This window comes from Sphingobacterium sp. GVS05A, assembly GCF_019969845.1.
In the GTDB taxonomy this organism is placed as follows: Bacteria; Bacteroidota; Bacteroidia; order Sphingobacteriales; family Sphingobacteriaceae; genus Sphingobacterium.
Genome location: NZ_JAHXYR010000001.1, coordinates 429,839 through 446,357 on the forward strand (window position 1 = coordinate 429,839; position 16,519 = coordinate 446,357).

The following is a 16,519-nucleotide window of genomic DNA, read 5'->3' on the forward strand; positions in this document are numbered from 1 at the left end:
CAACAAAAAATTAACCCTTTTTATAACAACAAAAAAAGCTATATCGTTGTTTCGATATAGCTCTAATAATAATATGTTGTTTTTTTCTTATCGGTGGTGATTTGATTAATTCGTATTTTTTTATTATCAATGAGCTCACTACACGCAGCCTATTTGTCTGAAAGAACCTTCAGTGATTTTCATCGCTGTTGGTGCTTGTAAAGGTACGAAGGTCTTATTTTGTGTGAAGCAGATTGTCCAACATGCTTTTCCCTATGTCATCGACAGAGAGTGCAGTATTGGACAAGATGACAACGGCACTTTTTTTATCTGGAGACAAGGCGAGGTAGGAACTGCTTCCTGCTGTACCGCCATTGTGCCAATAAAAAGTAAGATCATCAAGCAGGTTCATATGCCAAGCCAATCCCAAGTCTGTATCAGGAGGGAGAAAGAACGTAAATAATTTCGTGTTGGCCATTGCATTTTCCAGTGGGCTTTGTGGCATCTTAAACTGCGCGTTTACAAACTTAAGCAGATCTTCCACGGTTGACTTTAATCCACCGGCGGCGCTAAAAGTATCAAAAGACCAAGGGGTTACTTCTTGCCCTTCTTTGTTGTATACTTTAAAGGTATCTTTTCTTTTAGGATCTAATACCTGAAAGGTATTATTCATGTCGAGCGGTTTGCAGATGATTTCACGAACAATCTGGTCATATGGCTTTTTATAGATACTACAGATGATATCGCCTAATATTGCATAACCCAAGTTGCTGTACTCGTATTCTTCTCCGGGTGTTTTTTTGTTTTTGAAACTGGATAAATAACTATAAAGTGCTTTTTTATCGTATCCTTTGTAAGGATCGTTTTCATTGTATCTCTTTACTTTATCAAAATTGTCGGGAAGCCGCGGGAGTCCTGAAGTATGGTTGGCTAGCATCTGAAAAGTTATCTTCGCCAGGTCCTCATTCTTCTTCAATGTATCTGGAAGGAATAATGATACAGGTTGATCCAGGGTAATTGTTCCTTCCTCAACAAGGTTCGACAATAGGATCGCTGTAAAAACTTTACTGAGTGAGCCAATTTCGTAAGGCGAGGTCTTTGTCGGTAATGTTTGGTTACCTTTTGCGGTCTCGCCGTAAAAATAGGTTTTCGACTGCCCGTTTTTAATAACACCTATGGCAAGTGACTGTGTGTTTTGTTGTTTTAGGTAAGAATTTGCAACAGAATCGATGAAAAAATCCTCTTTGTCTACGGCTTTCGAAATGATTGTTGTCTCAACCGGTTTCTCGGCGATATTTTTGTCCGCTGTAGATTCGTTCAGCTGACTAAAGTGTAGGGTGTTAAACTTGAGTGTCGAGTCTGTCGCAAAAAATACTTCATAAGTCTGACCGTCAAAAGCCAGACGATAGGTTGCTGTACCTTTTTCGAAATTAGTGATATCCGAACTTTTGATCCTTCCCAAAGGGTAGATCTGCCGCAGCATCTGTGTAAACTTTGGAAGACTATATTGTTGTTTATAAGAATCGCTCGCTAGATTATAGGCAGAGTCTGTCATCTGGGAATTGATGAAGAATTCCAGTCTATTGTAAACTCCTTTGTTGATCTGTTCCGCTTGATTTGTCTGAGCAAAGGAGTAAGATGTGATGCCCAACAAGATTGCTGTATAAAAATGTTTCATAACCATTGTTAGGCACAAATCTACGGAATGTTTAAATTCCAATCAATTGTTTTAATCGGGCATAGCCTGATTTGCTGATATTGAGCTTCTCACCAGAGATCAATGCAGCGATATAAGAATCCTTTTCGTAAGGTTCCAATTTAGCCAACTGATCGACCTTGATGATAAACGAACGATGGATACGTACGAACTGATTTGGATCAAGGGATTTTTCAAAAAATGCCATGGTCTTATTCTTGAGGTACATGCCATCTTTGGTATGAATTTTTACGTAGTCATCATAAGACTCCAGGTATTTAACAGTATCTATCGGGATTATTTTGATTTGTGTACCTGTTTTTACAACAATACGGTCGATCTTTGTTTCATCTTGTGCAGCGAGGACCTCATAGTTAGGTTGGACCTTCTTCTCGGGTGCAGAATAGCTGGCCCTAAATTTCTCCAATGCTTTTTTGAAACGCATCGGGGAGACCGGTTTTAGCAGATAATCCAGTGCATTTTTTTCAAAAGCTTTTAACGCATATTCGTCAAACGCCGTGGTGAAAATAATGGCTGGTGGATCGTCTACCAGTTCGAGCATTTCAAAACCAGTCAATTTAGGCATTTGGACATCCAAAAACACCAGATCAGGTTCATGTGTCTGGATTGCTTTAACGCCTTCAAAACCATCGCCACACTCAGCCATAATGGTTACATCGGCTTCATTTTTTAAATAGCCCGCAATAATGGAGCGTGCTAAGGGTTCATCATCAATGATAACGACTTTAATCATATTGAGGTATTTTTAGGGTGCTAGTAAATATATTGTCCTGAATCTGGGTCTCCATAAGATCATTTCTTCCATATAAAAGATATAATCTGCGTTGGATACTGGAAAGCCCAAATCCGGTACCTTTTTTAGGACTCGATTGCTCCTCGACATCAAATGGATTGGTAATTTGAATCAGAAGCTGCCCTTCATTTGAGGCACATTTAATTTGTATTTCGACCTGGTCGGTTATGTTGTACAATCCATGCTTAATAGCGTTTTCTACCAAAGGCTGGATGATCATTGCTGGCAATTTATTACTAAATATTTCCTCAGAGGAGGAGATGGAAGTGTTCAGACGATGACCAAAACGTACTTTTTCAATATCAAGATAAAGTTGTAAATGGTCCAGTTCTTCTTCCAATGTGATAATCTGATTGTTTTCCTTTCTCATCGTCCCCCGTAAAAAATCAGATAATTGAAATGTCATATTGCGCGCTTCATCCGGATTCGCACCAATAAGGGCGATGATCGAATTCAAGCTGTTAAATAAAAAATGTGGTTGCAGCTGCTGCCGTAAATTATAGAGTTCTGCCTCGCGAAGCAGATTTTCGGACTCTTGTTTCCGTTTGATGTTATTGATATTATCTTCCTGGATATTCCAGACGATATTGATAATAGCAACCGAAGTGAGGATAAGGAAGTTTACGATACCACGAAATGGTAGTGTTAAATCCAGTAGCGTGATAAAGTTGGGCTGAATAAAATAGTTCATCAGAAAACGGCTCAACCCAGTACTAATGGCGGCCATAATCAAGCCTATAATCAGTACCTTCCATATCTCGCGGGGTTGTGGTGTGTAGAAGTTTAGCGCAGAGGACATGCCATAGCAGCAAAACATCATCACAGCACTATTGATCAAAGAATCTTTAAATGCCAGCTCGGAATCAAATCCTGAACGTAGCATCAGTAAATATTGTAATGCAAGATATCCGATAAATACGGATATACAAATAATGCCTATTAGTCGACTTTTAACACTGAGGGACAGTTTGTTTTTCATCTATTAAGCATTTTTTATCGTTAAATTGCCCAATATACATGTACCAGTGATATAGATCTTTTTGTCGGTGTCAGGGTTGTAGATCGTCTGGAATCTTCGGTCATCGACAGATCCTAAAATGGAGGCTACATTGCTGAATACTGTCCAATGTGGCGGGACAATAATACGTGCGCTGCCAAATAACTGAAATGTATCGATGACAATTGCCTGTTGAATATCTGCCTTTGTTAGATCCAATTCAATACTTCCGAAGACATTGGTCAAATTGCCACCTCTAAATTGTTTGGAATAGATGACTTTCTTTTGGCCCGCAAAAATCGAGTTCAGATTCAGGCTGTCCTCAAAAGACTGATGAAATGAACTATTCTCTTTGTTGCCAAAAGCCTGCGCGTTAGGCGAGGCTTGTTGGCTTGATCCATATTGTTCGTTAAAAGGTTTCGCTTCAGCATCAGGTGCTGTGGCGTCCTCCGGAGTATCTGTTGGACTATTGACACGTTTATCCCAATCGTAAGGATTCTGTGGCGGATTAGGGTAAGTAGGCGGAACCATTGGTGGCTTCCGTTTACTCATGATAAAATAAATCCCAAGCGAAATAATGATAATAGGGACGGTTACTGATCCAAAGTCCGTACGCATCATTCGGGAAATCAGACTGGCGCCACCAATAATCAGAAGGATAATCGCTGATTTCTTCTGAAATTGGGAGTTTATCCCAATAACTAGTCCGATAATGATTAAAATCATTTGCCAGCCAAATAACCAGCCCGGAAACCAGTCTCCTAAATTTAGATTATGTAATAATAGGAATATACCTATAATAATCACAATCGCTCCTACGATATTGCGGCTGTTATTGCTGTTTGGTATGATGGGTTCTTTTTCCATAATGTTTTACTATTTATGACTCAAAGATAGAGGCACAAATAAACTATACATATTCGCTTTAGGTAATACAACTTATATTTTCGGTAAATGTACTGATTTCGTCGGTAAAAAATCTTGTTGTTTAATTTTTATCGGCTGTCGATGGAATGAATATGCCATTTTTACGGTTTATTGTCTTTTTTTTTAATATTATTTGGTGTATTAAAATGAATTATTATATATTTATCAAAGATTAAGATTACTTTAAACTTAAATAACAACCAATGGGAGATTTTGAAAACAAAGAGCGTGAAGAGGTTTTTTCAAAAAAGGTGAGAGCAGGTAAGCGAACTTATTTTTTTGATGTAAAAGCAACTCGATCGAACGATTACTACATTACTATCACAGAAAGCAAGAAGCGCTTTGAGGATGGCCAGTTTATTAAGCATAAGATTTTCTTATATAAAGAAGATTTTGAAAAGTTTGCGGAGGGTTTGACAGATGTTGTAAATTACATCAAGTCTAATCAGGAAGTAATCGAAAAACGTTATGAGCCTAACTTTGACGATGCGTATGCTGAAGAAGCAGATAGTCGTTCAAAAGATGATTTTTCGTTCTAACGTACCCAGGATGAAATCTCAATGAAAAAAAAGAAATAAAGCCACTCGCGTGGCTTTTTTTATTCGGACTTTCCTTAGTTCTTGGTTTTATGATCGCTTCATGATTGCTTCGCAATAACGAGGATCTTATATACTGGCTAAAAATTCATTCAACACCCTATTGAACTTTTCGGGTTCCTCAAGATTCGGCAGATGCCCTGATTCTTCAAATTCCATAAATCTAACATCAGGGATATTTTCGATAAGAATGCTCGTCTGCTCTTCGCTCATCAATTTATCGTGTTTGCCTTTAATGACTAGTGTGGGGATAATAATCGTTTTCAGGGAATGTGTCGTGTCTGTCCGGGAAGCCAGGGCAAGTTGTGTTGAACATATACTGGAAAGCTCATTTCTACGGATACAGCTTTTGATGAGTTCGACGGCTTCAGGATTTTCCCGGATTGTTTTTTCATAGAACACATTTTCTGTAAAACCGATAGCAAATGGTCTTCGGCCATATTTAAGCAATGCCTGTATGGAATCAAATCGCTTTTGTTTGCCTTTATTATCATCAGCAAGGGAGTTAGTGTCACATAAAATCAAACCGGCGAGCTGCTGGCCGATCAACTCATAAGTACGCAAGGCGATATAACCACCCATGGAGATGCCACAGAGCACGATATGATTGAGATCCAATTTCCGGATAAATTCAACAAGATCTTTTGCAAACACATCGACGGAAAAGAAACCATGTCCATTTGTACTGAGGCCATGTCCTCTGACATCCAAGGCAATCCCTGTATATTCCTCGTCAAGATCTAACAATTGTTGTTTCCAGGTATTCTTATTGAAAGGGAACCCATGGATAAATAACGCGGTTTTAGGGGCAGGGTATGTTGTGCTAGGGCGGATATAATAGGAGATGCTGATATCTCCAATGCGGATTTTGCTGAGTTTTAATTCTCTTTTGCTCATGAATAATAACATTTGTCAGTGTCTGAAAAAAAAAGTTGATATTTTAAATATAATATTATCAACGAGATAAACGAAATGTTGTTTCATAAAGTTAAAAAAAGAGAAAAAATGTTTGTTAAATCGATAAATATATCGATATTTGCATCACCAAAACGGAAAAGGATACGGATTTGTTTTGGTTGCCCAGCGCACCTAGCTCAATTGGATAGAGCATCTGACTACGGATCAGAAGGTTAGGGGTTCGACTCCCTTGGCGCGCACAATATACAGTTTCTGTATTATTAAAAAGAGGCATTCCTAGCTCAATTGGATAGAGCGTCTGACTACGGATCAGAAGGTTAGGGGTTCGACTCCCTTGGAGTGCACAAAAAGCCAATCTTGAAGATTGGCTTTTTTTATAAAAGAAGGTGAAGTACGCGTAGTATATTTAGGTGTGTGGAAACTTCTTTTTGAAAAAAAATTTGTAAAAAAATGAATTCTGACTATATTTGCGTCACCAAAACAAATGGGACAGAGTTCTAAACGTAATGGTTTACTGCGCTCCTAGCTCAATTGGATAGAGCATCTGACTACGGATCAGAAGGTTAGGGGTTCGACTCCCTTGGAGCGCACGACTGAAAAGCCTAGTCATCATCTGTGATTAGGCTTTTATTTTTTAACTCGTTTTAATTTCTTAAATAAAACTATGCTAAACCTTGTAATATTTGGCCCTCCGGGTGCAGGTAAGGGAACTCAATCTGCAAAGCTTATTGAAAAATATCAATTGATTCATATTTCAACTGGTGATATTTTTAGAGCACATATTAAAGGTCAAACGCCACTTGGTCAACAAGTAAGCCAGATTATTGCTGAGGGAAATTTAGTGCCAGATTCGATTACGATAGCAATGCTGGAAGAGGAAGTGAAAAAGAATCCTGAAGCAAAAGGATTTATTTTTGACGGATTCCCACGTACTGTTGCTCAAGCTGAGGCATTGGATGCTTTTTTGGAAGGTATCAACACATCAATCTCAGTTGTAATCGCACTGGATGTAAATGAAGATGAACTGAAAGCGCGGATCGCTAAACGTAGAGAGATCTCTGGCCGTTCAGATGACGATGCTGATAAATTGGTGAAACGCATTGATGAATATTTTACAAAAACAATTCATGTGTTGCCTTATTACGAAGCGCAAGGTAAATTGTCCAAGGTAGATGGTATTGGCGATATTGATACAATCTTCAAAAACCTAACGGATATTATCGATAATTATTAATTGAAATAAATACTTTTTTTAGACTGTAATACATTGTAAATGGCGCAAGGATCGAATTTTGTTGATTATGTGAAAGTGTGTTGTCGTTCGGGACATGGTGGGGCAGGTTCGGCTCATTTGCATCGTGACAAGCACACAGCTACGGGAGGACCTGATGGTGGTGATGGCGGCCGTGGAGGACATATTATCCTAAAAGGAACGACTAATATTTGGACATTACTCCATCTAAAGTACCGTAAACATATCATTGCCTCCAATGGTGAATCTGGTGGTAGTTCGCTACGGACAGGTGCCACTGGTCATGATGAAATATTGGAGGTGCCGCTGGGTACCATTGCCAAGGATGCGGAGACCGGCGAGGTGTTGTTTGATATTACCGAAGATGGTGAGACCAAGATCTTGGTTCCGGGAGGAAAAGGTGGTTTAGGTAACTGGCATTTTAAGTCGCCTACAAAACAGACGCCTCGATTTTCGCAACCGGGGATGCCAGGCAAAGAGCAATGGATGATTCTCGAACTTAAGGTACTGGCAGACGTTGGTCTGGTAGGTTTTCCGAATGCAGGTAAATCAACCTTGTTGTCTGTAGTCTCAGCAGCAAAACCTGAAATTGCTAATTATCCATTTACCACATTGGTACCTAATCTCGGTATGGTGAGTTATCGCGATAATCGCTCGTTTGTGATGGCCGATATTCCGGGGATCATTGAGGGCGCTTCAGAAGGAAAGGGACTCGGTTATCGTTTCTTAAGACACATTGAACGAAATTCAGTATTGTTATTTATGGTGCCTGCTGATACAGATCGCACGATAGCAGAAGAATATGGTATTTTGTTGAATGAATTAACAGCATATAATCCTGAACTAGCGGATAAACCCAAGTTATTAGCGATTACAAAGTCTGATATGCTTGATGATGAACTTGAGAAGGAAATGGAACAACAGCTTCCTGAGGGGCTTCCACATATTTTCATCTCATCCGTCAGCGGTAAAAATATTCTGCCATTGAAAGATATGATCTGGAAAGCAATAAACTCTTAATAGTTGAAAAAATATAAACAGGAAAGGCGCTTCATGTCATGAGGCGCCTTTCCTGTTTATATTAATTGCGGTTCCCCCCATTTTCGGTATGATTCCATTTTTGATGATTGCTACAATTAGCTGATTATAACTAATTAAGATAAACATTAAAGCTGACACATCCAAATACCAACTTATGTCTAATCACAATTTTCAATCAATTTTTATTCAGTGCTTATTCAATGATTATTCAGTTTGTACTGGGTAATCACTGAACAAGCACTGAACAAACACTGAATAAGCAATGTCAAAATGCCGAATTTGATCACTTATTGCTCGGAATTTGCTGCCGCTAAAAATTAAAGGAAAAAAAGGGGAGAGGTTGTGCTTAAGTAACAAATAGATCGCTGTTGTGCGGTATTAGATCATTTTGGGCTGAAGATGAACTAATGCGCATCCTAGTGGTCCAAAAAATGTATGTTTTTTAAGTTTTTTTATTAATTTCAACCTATTATTTAATCTCTGATGGAAGACTGGTTTTTAGTTCCATCACCAAACTAAATCTAAATGAAAACAGAAGACGAAAAATATTGTGTGGAATGTGGTCAGGTAATTAATGTCAAAGCAGAGGTCTGTCCTCTTTGCGGCGCGAAACAACCTATATTTTACACGAACCAACCTTTCCAACAGAGTCGTAGCATTCAGGATGATCGCTGGTTGCCTGCTTTGTTGTTTTGTTTCTTTCTGGGCCCCTTCGGTGGACATCGTTTCTATTTGGGACAGATTGGAACAGCGGTTCTCCAATTGATTACTTTAGGCGGCTGTGGAATCTGGTCGCTTATAGATCTGATTATGATCATTGTTGGGAAATACAAGGATAAAAATGGTCAATACATCAAAAGTCCGGTAAACAATAATTAATGGCTTGGCTTGTGCTGAAATACCTGCGATTGCATTGGATTTATACCATTGTCATAGGGTATTTTGGCACCGCTATTGCATTGTACATGCTGTCGGATATTCATATCCTCATTCCTTGTCTCTGGAAGGCAATTACAGGATATGAATGTCCCGGTTGCGGACTGACGACCGCATTTGTGGCGCTGCTTCGAATGCAATGGGCCTACGCCTGGTCTGCAAATCCGATGATTTATGTACTCGTTCCTGCATTCATCTTTTTGATTTTAAGAGACTTTTGGCGTTTTAGACATACGCAAACAGATTTCAGATAAAATAATTGAAAAATGTTTTTCACTTTTAACTGATATGTCGTAACTTTGTCTCCCGTGAAAATTAAAGTAGAGTCTTTATTGGTAGGTGCCTTAGGAAACGGTTTGTCAATCGTGGTAATGCATTGTTAATTAATATTTTAGCCCATTTGAGGGCTTTTTTTATATCCAATAGGGAAGGCTTTAGGATTCAGAACAGAAGAGATACACATTTTATAATATTACATCGATAATGACCAACTACAGCAAATTGCCTGCAATTTTAGTTTTAGAAGATGGTACAGTTTATCACGGTAAAGCCGCTGGTAAAATTGGTACGACTACTGGTGAGATCTGTTTTAATACAGGAACAACCGGTTATCAAGAGATTTTTACAGATCCATCTTATTTTGGACAAATCATGGTAACAACCAATGCACATATTGGTAACTATGGTATTGATGAGGATGACACCGAATCAAATCAAATTCAGATTGCGGGCTTGGTTTGTAAAAACTACAACATCAACTATAGCCGTAAAATGGCTGATGAGTCTATTCAAAGCTATTTTGAAGAAGGAAATTTGGTGGGTATTTCCGATGTGGATACACGTTCATTGGTAAGACATATCCGTGATAAAGGAGCCATGAATGCAATCATTTCTTCAGAAACGCTAGACGTTGAAGAATTAAAGAGCCAGTTGGCAAAAGTTCCTTCGATGGATGGTCTTGAGCTGTCTTCTAAGGTAACGACTGCCGAACCTTATTTCTTTGGGAATGAAAATGCATCTTTACGTGTTGCAGTATTGGATTTGGGTATTAAGAAAAATATCCTGCGCAATTTTGAAGCACGTGACGTTTATACAAAGGTTTTCCCGGCTAAGACAACATTTGAGGAAATGGAAAAATGGAACCCTGACGGTTACTTTATTTCAAATGGTCCTGGTGATCCTGCTCCAATGGATTACGCTATCGAAACTGTAAAATCTATTTTGAGTGCAAACAAGCCGATGTTTGGGATCTGTTTAGGCCACCAGATTTTAGCGTTAGCTAATGGCATCCGCACAAGTAAATTGCATAATGGACACCGAGGTATCAATCACCCAGTCAAAAATATTATTGCTAACCGTTGTGAAATTACTTCACAAAACCATGGTTTTGGTGTCGTAGCAGAGGATATCCAAAATTCGGAAAATGTTGAGATTACACACGTTAATTTGAACGACCAGTCTATCGAAGGTATCCGTATAAAAGGGCAAAAAGCATTCTCGGTGCAATATCACCCTGAATCATCTCCAGGTCCACACGATTCACGTTACCTATTTGATGATTTCGTCGCAATGATCAAAAACTAAGCAAACGTAGTATATCATAAAAACCCTCCCTATTGTGGAGGGTTTTTTATGCTATTTGTTGAACCAATTATTCAGATTGGTCATATTTTATTCACAATAAATGACGGATTAAATACATTTTTTGTTATATTTGGTTGTGAGAAATGTCTGTAGATGAGAGTGTGTCTTATTTACACTAAGTAATGAAAATAAATTATAGTCTAATAAAGAGATGAGTTTAATTATCGATGTTCATGCGCGTCAAATTTTGGATTCGCGCGGTAACCCTACAATTGAGGTAGATGTTACTACACAAAATGGTTTTGTTGGTCGTGCAGCTGTTCCTTCAGGTGCTTCAACAGGTGTTCACGAAGCAGTAGAATTGCGCGATGGCGACAAGTCAAAATACTTGGGTAAAGGTGTTTTGAAAGCTGTTGAAAATGTAAATACCAAAATAGCGAAAGCTTTGGAAGGCGTAGATGTTTTCGAGCAAAATGCCATCGATAAAATCATGATTGATTTAGACGGTAGTGAAAATAAAGGTAATTTAGGTGCAAACGCTATCCTTGGTGTTTCTTTGGCTGTAGCAAAAGCAGCTGCACAAGAGTCACGTCAACCTTTGTACCGTTATATTGGCGGCGTTAACGCGAATACGTTGCCTATTCCGATGATGAATATCATCAACGGTGGATCTCACTCTGATGCGCCTATCGCATTCCAAGAGTTTATGATCATGCCAGTAGGTGCTCCTTCTTTTTCTGAAGCATTACGTTGGGGAACCGAGGTATTTCATACATTGAAAAAAATCTTACATGATAGAGGTCTTTCTACTGCGGTAGGTGATGAAGGTGGATTTGCACCAACATTTGACGGAACAGAAGATGCAATCGAGACAGTATTGAAAGCGATTGAAATCGCAGGTTACAAACCAGGTCAAGACATCTGTTTAGCATTGGATTGTGCTTCTTCTGAATTCTACAAAGATGGCAAATATGATTATGCTAAATTTGAAGGTGATAAAGGTGCAGTACGTTCTAGCGAAGAACAAGCAAGCTATTTAGCTGAATTAACAGCAAAATACCCAATTATCTCTATCGAAGATGGTATGGCTGAAGATGACTGGGCTGGTTGGAAAACATTGACTGATAAAATTGGCGATCACGTTCAATTAGTAGGTGATGATCTTTTCGTAACAAATACAAAACGTCTTCAACAAGGTATCGATACCCATACTGCAAACTCTATTTTGGTCAAAGTAAACCAAATAGGTTCTTTGACTGAAACGATCAATGCAGTGACTTTAGCGCAAAATTCTGGTTACACTTCAGTAATGTCTCACCGTTCAGGTGAAACCGAAGATGCGACGATCGCTGACTTGGCCGTTGCGTTGAACTGTGGTCAAATCAAAACAGGTTCGGCTTCTCGTTCTGACCGTATGGCTAAATACAATCAGTTGTTGCGTATCGAAGAAGAATTGGGTGGTAATGCTCGCTTCATCGGCAAAAACTTTAAATATGCAAAAAAATAGGTTTACCCTATCATGCTAAAAAAATAAGGCCTAATCTACAGATTGGGCCTTATTTTTTTAGCATAATTTTATCCTGGAAAGAGCATAAGAATTACAGTTTAATGGATTGTATCCCTTCTACTTCGATCATGATCATGATTGTATTTATATATTCTGTTCCATTTCATGAGTACCTCATTTTTGAACCATAGCTGATACTCTTCATTATATGCATTTTCATAGGTTATCAATTCCATTATCGAGTTATCATTCAGGCGGTCTGCACCAGCGATTCTATATTGCTTCCCCATGGTATTGATCACTTCTTCTTTACTCATGCCTAGTTGTATCTTTTTCATGTTTGAATCGGTTTTCATTATGGCCTGCTGGACACTGCATGAGAAGACGACCAGTAGGATAAATGAGAATGCTATAAATATTTTTGTCATAGATTTATATTAATTAAAATAAGGTATTGCCGCTTGCTTTATTTGGATATTTAAGGTTCAAATCAAATGTTTCATTCATTTTCTTAATAAAGTGGGTTGCCAGCAGGGGTGACTCAATTTCAACATTCTGATGGATGAAAAAATACAGTTTCTGTAATCCATTATCCCGCCAGAGTTTTAATACTTCTATCCAATTATCCAGACGCGCATAATCCGATGCATGGTTGGCACCGACATAACGGATAAAGGCGACAGGCGTAGTCAGGCGCATATGTAACATATCTCTTCTGCCAGCCGTATCCACCAATACATTGGTTACACTGGTCTCCTCCAATAAGGTATAAAGTTCATTCGTTACTTCAGCTTTTGAGAACCAGTCCTTATTTCGGACTTCCAATGCTAAGGGAACATCTTTTGGCCAGTCGTGCAAAAATAATTTTAACCGCGCCATATCCTTTGGACTGTAGTTGTCATGCATTTGTAGAAAGACCATACCTAATTTTTCATCAAATCGAACAACAGCATCTGTAAACAGCTTGACTTTATCCGTTGCGTTAAGTAATCGACTAAAATGACTGATAGACTGGGGGACTTTTGGGAAGAATTTAAAATCTGCCGGAGTTTTCTTTTTCCAGGTTTCTACCTGCTCCATGCTCGGTGAATTATAGAACGTGGCATTCAGTTCGATGCTGTTAAATTGATTGGCATAGTAAACAAGCTCGTCCTTTGTTCCTCTGGGATAAAAACCCTTTAAATCCTGTTTGTTCCATTTTGCACAGCCGACATATACTTCAAAAGGTTCTTTATTTTTGAAATGCTGTAGGAGGGTTAAGGTCTCCTGAGATGTAGAAGGTAGTGTGAAGTCCACTTCTTCTGGATGATCTACTTGGCCAAATTTCATATTAGATTTTTCTTAGTTTATGATCAAATAATAAGTGTGCGAGCAATGCCATTAAGGTGTATGTTGTTCCAACCGCAATAACCCCCGGCCATTGGAAATGCTGCCATGCTTGTGCCGCAAAAAAGGTGCCTGTTGAACCACCGATAAAATAGCTGACCATATAAACGGTGTTCAGACGATTGTTAGCGCCAAGATTGAGCGCGTAGAAATCACTCTGATTTAAGATGTGCATGGACTGTAATCCAAGGTCAATGAGGATCACACCAATGATCAGGCCCCAGTAATAATTACCGAATAACGTAAAAAGCAGCCAGCTAAAGACCATCAATAATATTGCGTAGAGGATAATTTTCGCGGTACCAATGTATACGGTCATCCGATTAACAAAAGCAGCTGCAAGGGCGCCGCAGGCACCCACAAGCCCAAATGCCCCAGCGGTAGCTGGCCCATCAAAAAACGGAGGCCCTTCGATATGGAAAACCAGGGTCGTAAAGAAGGCTGAAAACGCCCCAAATCCCATTGCACCACGAAATGCAGCCAATTGCAGGACAGGTTGTTTCTTGGCAAAATTCCACACCGAAAGCATCAATTCTTTATAAGTGCCCTTAAAATTTGGGCTAACTTCAGGTAATTTGATAGCGATGGCCATTGCTGTGATGATCATGATCACAGTAGCGATCCAATACATTTCGCGCCAGCCAAAGTAGGAACCGACAAATCCGCTGACCACACGTGATAAGAGGATACCGATCAATAAGCCTGACATGACCATACCTATTGCAGCTGCCTGTTTCCCTTTCGGGGCAAGTTCTGCCGCCATGGGTACAAAAACTTGTGGTATCACGGACGTAAAGCCAATCAAAAAACTAAAGATTAGGATAGCTGTGATAGACTGGGAAAGTGCCATTCCGGCCAAAGAGAGAATAATGAATATAAAATCAATTAAGATCATTTTCTTTCTCTTGAACATATCGCCCAGGGGAACAATCAATAAAAGCCCACAGGCATAACCAATTTGTGTTAACATCGCGGAATTGCTCACTGTGGCTTCGCTAACACGTAGGTCTTTGGCAATCAGCCCCAATAATGGCTGATTATAATAATTATTGGCGACAACTAAACCTGTGGCAATGGTCATCAGCCATAAGGTGGCTTGGGATAATTCTGTTTTAGAATCGGTAATATTCGTCATTGATTAATGTAGTTCGTCCCACAATTCTTGAAACTTCTGTTTTAATTCAGCAACTTCCCGTTCGAGTTGTCCGATACGTTCCAAAAGCGCCGGATCTGCAGCCACGCTCGGTGCATTGCTGCTATTTTCAAATGCTTCGATATTTACTTCACCCAGCAGGTGGATATAACGCACCTCTTTGTGTCCGGCTTGTTTTGGAAGAGATTTCAGATAGCCCTCTTGAGCAAGTTTCTCCAATTGTTCATTAATTTCACCTAAAGAGTCAAACTCGTATAATCTTCCAGCATTTGAATTGATTTCACCGGCTGTCATTGGTCCACGGAGGAGTAATAGGCAAATTATTGCCAATTCAGATGGTACAAGGGGAAACTGTATGGCGAAATTGTGCTTATACTTAGTTACCCTGGATCCACCACCGATAACGGTTGAAACCAACCCTCTCTTTTTAAGTATATCCAGCGTATTGACGATGTCCTCTTCGGTGTATTGAACAACAGGTTTGCGTGAAGTTTTTTGATTACATGCAGCCTGTAAGCTGTTGACCGTCATGGGATAATATTCGGGGGTTACCTTTGATTTTTCAATCAGAGAACCCAGGACACGCTGTTCCATTGCAGACAATTGAGGCAAATTAGTCGTTTCCATGTTATTGTAATGTATCTATTTATGATCGAATATAAGTTTAATGTCAAACGGCGCCCGACATCAACTTGAGGATTTGTTCTTACCCAAAGATGCCCTTTTTCCTATACAACTCCAAAATATACGATTGATATTGTTGGATAAAATGGGATTGCTTTAGTTTTTCTTATCTTCGCATGAATAAAATAAGATTTAAAGTGCTCAAGATAGCTTTTCATCCCGAATTTATCCATCCGGTCAAAGAAGGACATCGTTTTCCGATGTTAAAGTATGAGTTGATCCCGCTGCAGTTGAAGCACGAGGGATTGGCCAATGAAGCTAATTTCTTCCGGCCTGAGTTAGCAAGTTTTGAGACCTGTTGTCTGGTCCATGATCCAGCTTATGTGACGAAACTGTTTGATTTGACCTTGGATGCAAAAATGGTGCGCAGGATCGGATTTCCCTTGAGTAGGAGCTTGGTAGATCGCGAACGCTATATTTTGGATGGAACTGTTCAGGCTGCAGGTTATGCTTTAAAATATGGGGTAGCTTTCACGATTGCAGGTGGAACGCACCACGCGGGTTATGATTTTGGTGAAGGCTTCTGCCTGATGAACGACCAAGCGACTGCTGCTGGTTATCTATTACAACAGAAGCTTGCAAATCGAATCCTCATCATTGACCTAGATGTGCATCAGGGGAATGGAACAGCGCATATCTTTGAAGGACATCAACAGGTATTTACCTTCTCGATGCATGGCGAGAAGAACTATCCCTTTATCAAGCAGCGTTCTCACTTGGATATCGGTCTTGCTGAAAATATAACAGATAAAGAATACCTAAAAATCCTGACAGCCAATCTACTGGATTTATTTGAGCGTATCCGGCCTGATTTTGTCTTTTATCAGGCAGGTGTAGATATACTGGGAACAGATAAACTGGGTAAATTGAATTTAAGTCCGACAACCTGCGCGCGAAGGGATGAGCTTGTATTGGGGCTATGTCATCAGCAGCATATCCCTGTTCAGGTAAGTATGGGAGGCGGTTATTCTCCGCAGATCAAAGATATTGTCAATGCACATTGTCAAACGTTTAAAATAGCAATAGATTTATATAATTTATAAAATAAG

General features: G+C 39.4%; 17 protein-coding genes and 3 tRNA genes. 11 read left to right on the top strand and 9 right to left on the bottom strand.

Going from position 1 to position 16,519, the window contains the following annotated elements:
• Nucleotides 1-214: 214 nt before the first annotated feature.
• Genes LC454_RS01760 through LC454_RS01775 form a run of 4 tightly spaced genes read right to left on the bottom strand, consistent with a single transcriptional unit; the run spans nucleotide 215 to nucleotide 4,353 of the window.
• A complete protein-coding gene (locus LC454_RS01760; protein ID WP_223578592.1) occupies nucleotides 215-1,657 on the bottom strand; it encodes a serine hydrolase domain-containing protein in 1,443 nt (480 codons plus the stop codon).
• 31 nt (nucleotides 1,658-1,688) lie between these two features.
• Nucleotides 1,689-2,429 (bottom strand): LytR/AlgR family response regulator transcription factor, encoded by a 741-nt coding sequence (locus LC454_RS01765; protein WP_223578594.1) that lies wholly within the window; start codon nucleotides 2,427-2,429, stop codon nucleotides 1,689-1,691.
• On the bottom strand, nucleotides 2,422-3,468 hold the full coding sequence (locus LC454_RS01770; protein WP_223578596.1) for a sensor histidine kinase: 1,047 nt from the start codon (nucleotides 3,466-3,468) through the stop codon (nucleotides 2,422-2,424). The genes LC454_RS01765 and LC454_RS01770 overlap by 8 nt, the downstream gene beginning before the upstream one ends.
• Before the next feature lie 3 nt (nucleotides 3,469-3,471).
• Nucleotides 3,472-4,353 carry a LiaF transmembrane domain-containing protein gene (locus LC454_RS01775; RefSeq protein WP_223578598.1) on the bottom strand — a complete coding sequence of 294 codons (882 nt, stop codon included), beginning with the start codon at nucleotides 4,351-4,353 and terminating at the stop codon, nucleotides 3,472-3,474.
• Between the two features lie 263 nt (nucleotides 4,354-4,616).
• On the opposite strand from LC454_RS01775, the gene LC454_RS01780 reads away from it, so the two are divergent.
• Nucleotides 4,617-4,952, top strand: a complete 336-nt coding sequence (locus LC454_RS01780) for a DUF3276 family protein (protein WP_104382695.1) — start codon at nucleotides 4,617-4,619, stop codon at nucleotides 4,950-4,952.
• Between the two features lie 126 nt (nucleotides 4,953-5,078).
• Here the strand turns inward: LC454_RS01780 and LC454_RS01785 are convergent, their stop codons facing one another.
• Nucleotides 5,079-5,906, bottom strand: a complete 828-nt coding sequence (locus tag LC454_RS01785) for an alpha/beta fold hydrolase (RefSeq protein WP_223578600.1) — start codon at nucleotides 5,904-5,906, stop codon at nucleotides 5,079-5,081.
• Between the two features lie 186 nt (nucleotides 5,907-6,092).
• On the opposite strand from LC454_RS01785, the gene LC454_RS01790 reads away from it, so the two are divergent.
• From LC454_RS01790 to eno, 9 genes are all read left to right on the top strand, one after another.
• Nucleotides 6,093-6,166, top strand: a tRNA-Arg gene (locus LC454_RS01790).
• Nucleotides 6,167-6,197: 31 nt separating this feature from the next.
• A tRNA-Arg gene (locus LC454_RS01795) sits at nucleotides 6,198-6,271 on the top strand.
• A 172-nt stretch (nucleotides 6,272-6,443) separates the two neighbouring features.
• Nucleotides 6,444-6,517 (top strand) — tRNA-Arg (locus tag LC454_RS01800).
• Nucleotides 6,518-6,591: 74 nt separating this feature from the next.
• Complete coding sequence (locus LC454_RS01805; protein WP_223578602.1) at nucleotides 6,592-7,161, top strand: adenylate kinase; 570 nt, start codon at nucleotides 6,592-6,594, stop codon at nucleotides 7,159-7,161.
• A 39-nt stretch (nucleotides 7,162-7,200) separates the two neighbouring features.
• Nucleotides 7,201-8,199: a GTPase ObgE gene (gene obgE / locus LC454_RS01810; RefSeq protein ID WP_120258454.1), complete on the top strand. Its 999-nt coding sequence runs from the start codon at nucleotides 7,201-7,203 to the stop codon at nucleotides 8,197-8,199.
• 546 nt (nucleotides 8,200-8,745) lie between these two features.
• Nucleotides 8,746-9,099, top strand: a complete 354-nt coding sequence (locus LC454_RS01815; protein ID WP_223578604.1) for a TM2 domain-containing protein — start codon at nucleotides 8,746-8,748, stop codon at nucleotides 9,097-9,099.
• Nucleotides 9,099-9,410, top strand: a complete 312-nt coding sequence (locus LC454_RS01820) for a DUF2752 domain-containing protein (protein ID WP_223578606.1) — start codon at nucleotides 9,099-9,101, stop codon at nucleotides 9,408-9,410. Before LC454_RS01815 ends, LC454_RS01820 begins: the two co-directional genes overlap by 1 nt.
• A gap of 229 nt (nucleotides 9,411-9,639) precedes the next feature.
• Nucleotides 9,640-10,740 carry a glutamine-hydrolyzing carbamoyl-phosphate synthase small subunit gene (gene carA / locus LC454_RS01825; RefSeq protein ID WP_223578608.1) on the top strand — a complete coding sequence of 367 codons (1,101 nt, stop codon included), beginning with the start codon at nucleotides 9,640-9,642 and terminating at the stop codon, nucleotides 10,738-10,740.
• A 211-nt stretch (nucleotides 10,741-10,951) separates the two neighbouring features.
• Nucleotides 10,952-12,247 carry a phosphopyruvate hydratase gene (eno, locus tag LC454_RS01830; protein WP_223578611.1) on the top strand — a complete coding sequence of 432 codons (1,296 nt, stop codon included), beginning with the start codon at nucleotides 10,952-10,954 and terminating at the stop codon, nucleotides 12,245-12,247.
• 98 nt (nucleotides 12,248-12,345) lie between these two features.
• Here eno and LC454_RS01835 read toward each other — a convergent pair whose 3' ends face one another.
• The 4 genes from LC454_RS01835 to LC454_RS01850 all read right to left on the bottom strand — a co-directional run bounded on the left by LC454_RS01835 (nucleotide 12,346) and on the right by LC454_RS01850 (nucleotide 15,413).
• A complete protein-coding gene (locus tag LC454_RS01835; RefSeq protein WP_223578613.1) occupies nucleotides 12,346-12,585 on the bottom strand; it encodes a hypothetical protein in 240 nt (79 codons plus the stop codon).
• 103 nt (nucleotides 12,586-12,688) lie between these two features.
• Entirely contained in the window at nucleotides 12,689-13,576 is an 888-nt protein-coding gene (locus tag LC454_RS01840) for a DUF72 domain-containing protein (protein WP_223578615.1), read from the bottom strand.
• 1 nt (nucleotide 13,577) lies between these two features.
• Nucleotides 13,578-14,768, bottom strand: a complete 1,191-nt coding sequence (locus LC454_RS01845; RefSeq protein WP_223578617.1) for an MFS transporter — start codon at nucleotides 14,766-14,768, stop codon at nucleotides 13,578-13,580.
• A 3-nt stretch (nucleotides 14,769-14,771) separates the two neighbouring features.
• Nucleotides 14,772-15,413, bottom strand: coding sequence for a YceH family protein (locus LC454_RS01850; RefSeq protein ID WP_223578619.1), 642 nt, complete (start codon nucleotides 15,411-15,413; stop codon nucleotides 14,772-14,774).
• 173 nt (nucleotides 15,414-15,586) lie between these two features.
• Here LC454_RS01850 and LC454_RS01855 point away from each other — a divergent pair, with 173 nt between their 5' ends.
• A complete protein-coding gene (locus LC454_RS01855; RefSeq protein WP_223578621.1) occupies nucleotides 15,587-16,513 on the top strand; it encodes a histone deacetylase in 927 nt (308 codons plus the stop codon).
• Nucleotides 16,514-16,519 lie beyond the last annotated feature (6 nt).

What these genes read in the sequence shown, in the direction of transcription:
- LC454_RS01815 (WP_223578604.1), top strand. Translation starts at nt 8,746, where the DNA reads ATGAAAACAGAAGACGAAAAATATTGTGTGGAATGTGGTCAGGTAATT.
- LC454_RS01765 (WP_223578594.1), bottom strand. Translation starts at nt 2,429, where the DNA reads ATGATTAAAGTCGTTATCATTGATGATGAACCCTTAGCACGCTCCATT.
- LC454_RS01805 (WP_223578602.1), top strand. Translation starts at nt 6,592, where the DNA reads ATGCTAAACCTTGTAATATTTGGCCCTCCGGGTGCAGGTAAGGGAACT.
- carA (WP_223578608.1), top strand. Translation starts at nt 9,640, where the DNA reads ATGACCAACTACAGCAAATTGCCTGCAATTTTAGTTTTAGAAGATGGT.
- LC454_RS01850 (WP_223578619.1), bottom strand. Translation starts at nt 15,413, where the DNA reads ATGGAAACGACTAATTTGCCTCAATTGTCTGCAATGGAACAGCGTGTC.
- LC454_RS01760 (WP_223578592.1), bottom strand. Translation starts at nt 1,657, where the DNA reads ATGAAACATTTTTATACAGCAATCTTGTTGGGCATCACATCTTACTCC.
- LC454_RS01785 (WP_223578600.1), bottom strand. Translation starts at nt 5,906, where the DNA reads ATGAGCAAAAGAGAATTAAAACTCAGCAAAATCCGCATTGGAGATATC.
- LC454_RS01835 (WP_223578613.1), bottom strand. Translation starts at nt 12,585, where the DNA reads ATGAAAAAGATACAACTAGGCATGAGTAAAGAAGAAGTGATCAATACC.
- obgE (WP_120258454.1), top strand. Translation starts at nt 7,201, where the DNA reads ATGGCGCAAGGATCGAATTTTGTTGATTATGTGAAAGTGTGTTGTCGT.
- LC454_RS01780 (WP_104382695.1), top strand. Translation starts at nt 4,617, where the DNA reads ATGGGAGATTTTGAAAACAAAGAGCGTGAAGAGGTTTTTTCAAAAAAG.
- LC454_RS01770 (WP_223578596.1), bottom strand. Translation starts at nt 3,468, where the DNA reads ATGAAAAACAAACTGTCCCTCAGTGTTAAAAGTCGACTAATAGGCATT.
- eno (WP_223578611.1), top strand. Translation starts at nt 10,952, where the DNA reads ATGAGTTTAATTATCGATGTTCATGCGCGTCAAATTTTGGATTCGCGC.
- LC454_RS01855 (WP_223578621.1), top strand. Translation starts at nt 15,587, where the DNA reads ATGAATAAAATAAGATTTAAAGTGCTCAAGATAGCTTTTCATCCCGAA.
- LC454_RS01845 (WP_223578617.1), bottom strand. Translation starts at nt 14,768, where the DNA reads ATGACGAATATTACCGATTCTAAAACAGAATTATCCCAAGCCACCTTA.
- LC454_RS01775 (WP_223578598.1), bottom strand. Translation starts at nt 4,353, where the DNA reads ATGGAAAAAGAACCCATCATACCAAACAGCAATAACAGCCGCAATATC.
- LC454_RS01840 (WP_223578615.1), bottom strand. Translation starts at nt 13,576, where the DNA reads ATGAAATTTGGCCAAGTAGATCATCCAGAAGAAGTGGACTTCACACTA.
- LC454_RS01820 (WP_223578606.1), top strand. Translation starts at nt 9,099, where the DNA reads ATGGCTTGGCTTGTGCTGAAATACCTGCGATTGCATTGGATTTATACC.